We start from the raw sequence: 2,277 nt of genomic DNA, 5'->3' as shown, positions 1-2,277 counted from the left end.
CTGCCCCGGCCCGTCGTGGCCGCGGCGTTCCGGGCGGGCGCCGACCGCGCCCACCGCCGGGGCGGCGGGGGTACGGCCCGACTGCGCGCGAACCTGCGCCGGGTGGTCGGCCCCGACCTGCCCGAGGCGGAGCTGGACGAGCTGGTCCGTCAGGGCCTGCGCTCGTACGCCCGGTACTGGATGGAGGCGTTCCGGCTGCCCTCGCTGAGCCGGTCGCAGATCCTGGCCGGTTTCCGGCTGCACGGCGAGGAACTGCTCGCCGCCGACGTGGCCGCCGGCCGGGGCGCGGTGGTGGCGCTGCCGCACGGCGGCAACTGGGACGCCGCCGGCGCCTGGGTGGCCGCCACCGGCTGGCCGATCACCACGGTCGCCGAGCGCCTCAAGCCGGAGGGGGTCTACGAGCGGTTCGTCGCCTTCCGGCAGGGGCTGGGCATGGAGATCCTGCCGACCCAGGGTGGCGAGCGGCCCGCGTTCGACGTGCTGGTCGACCGGCTGCGCTCCGGCGCGGTGGTGCCGCTGCTGGCCGACCGGGACCTCTCCGCGCGAGGGGTGGAGGTGGAGTTCTTCGGCGGCCGGACCCGGATGCCGGCCGGCCCGGCCCTGCTGGCGCTGCGCACCGGCGCGCCCCTGTACGTGGCCTCGATGTGGTACGAACCGGACGCCGCGTGCGCGTCGCTGGAGGGCCCGCTGCCGGTGCCCGGCCCGGAGGAGGGCCCGCTCGACCAGCGGGCCCGCTCGCTGACGCAGCGGATCGCCGACGGTCTGGCGGCGGGCATCGCCCGGCATCCGGAAGACTGGCACATGTTGCAGCGGATGTGGCTGGACCAGCACGGCACGGGTGACGGCGCGCGGCGGCCCTCCCCGGCCACCGGACAGGTGTGAGGGAGGGGGCGCCATGCGGATCGGCATCGTGTGCCCGTACTCCTTCGACGTCCCCGGAGGCGTGCAGAACCACGTCATGGACCTCGCCGAGGCGCTGATCGGGCTCGGCCACCAGGTGAGCGTGCTCGCCCCCGCCGACGAGGACTCCCCGCTGCCGGCCTACGTGGTGGCGGCGGGGCGGGCCGTGCCGCTGCCCTACAACGGCTCGGTGGCCCGGATCGCCTTCGGCCCGGTCTCCACGGCCCGGGTACGCCGCTGGATCGCCCGGGGCGACTTCGACGTGCTGCACGTGCACGAACCGCTCACCCTGAGCCTGTCGCTGCTGGCCGTGCTCTCCACCCGCGGCCCGGTGGTGGCCACCTTCCACACCGCGATGACCCGGTCCCGGGCCCTCGCCGCGGCCCAGGGCGTGCTCCAGATCGTGCTGGAACGGATCACCGCCCGGATCGCGGTCAGCGCGCTGGCCCGCAAGGTGCAGGTCGAGCACATGGACGGCGGCGCGGTGGAGATCCCCAACGGAGTGGCCGTCGCGAAGTTCACCGACGCGCAGCAGTTGCCGGGCTGGCCGGGGGAGTGCGCGCCCGGGCAGGGCGGCTCGATCGGCTTCCTGGGCCGGTTCACCGAGGCCCGCAAGGGGTTCCCGGTGCTCCGGGACGCCTTCGTCGAGCTGGCCCGGCAGCGTCCCGGGCTGCGGCTGCTGGTCGCCGGTCCCGGCGACCCGGACGACCTGTTCGACCGCTTCCCAGCCGAGCTGCGCGACCGGGTGACCTTCCTCGGGCTGGTCTCGGAGGAGGACAAGGCGCGGATGCTGCGCAGCGTGCACCTCTACGTGGCGCCGAACACCGGCGGGGAGTCCTTCGGCATGATCCTCACCGAGGCGCTGGCCGCGGGGACCACCGTCGTCGCCAGCGACCTCGACGCGTTCCGCCGGGTGCTCGACGGCGGCCGGGCGGGGCAGCTCTTCCCGACCGGGGACCCGGCGGCGTTGCGGACGACCCTCACCGAACTGCTCGACGACCCCGACCGGCGGGCCGCGCTGACCGCGTGCGGCGACCAGGTGGTGGCGTACTTCGACTGGCCCGTGGTCGCCCGCCGGGTCGTGGAGGTGTACGCGGCGGCGATCGAGGCCACCGACGGGCGGGTCATGGACACCGAATGGGTGGGGCTGGGCTGACGATGCCGGGCATGTGGTGGTGGGTGGCCGCGCTGGTCGTCGGCCTGGTCGGGGCGTACCTGATCTGGACCGCCGGCCGGGTCGAGCGGTTGCAGGCGCGGGCGGAGCTGGCGGCCCGCGCCCTCGACGCCCATCTGCTGCGCCGCGCGGCGGCCGCCGCGGTCCTGGCCGAGCGGCGCTACGGCGTCGAGCTGTACGCGGCGGCGCGGATCGCGCTGGAC

At 75.8% G+C, this 2,277-nt stretch carries 2 protein-coding genes and 1 pseudogene; all 3 read left to right on the top strand.

Annotated features, from left to right (window positions below; all coding sequences use genetic code 11):
• On the top strand, nt 1-882 hold an 882-nt coding region (locus NCC78_RS30945), incomplete at its 5' end, for a phosphatidylinositol mannoside acyltransferase (protein ID WP_284706375.1).
• A gap of 13 nt (nt 883-895) precedes the next feature.
• A complete protein-coding gene (locus NCC78_RS30940; protein ID WP_250798966.1) occupies nt 896-2,056 on the top strand; it encodes a glycosyltransferase family 4 protein in 1,161 nt (386 codons plus the stop codon).
• Between the two features lie 2 nt (nt 2,057-2,058).
• A pseudogene (locus tag NCC78_RS30935) lies at nt 2,059-2,277 on the top strand (hypothetical protein); the annotation flags it as partial.

The sequence above is a fragment of the Micromonospora phytophila genome, from assembly GCF_023656545.1.
GTDB lineage: Bacteria > Actinomycetota > Actinomycetes > Mycobacteriales > Micromonosporaceae > Micromonospora > Micromonospora phytophila.
This window is presented reverse-complemented; position numbering and strand designations above follow the sequence as displayed.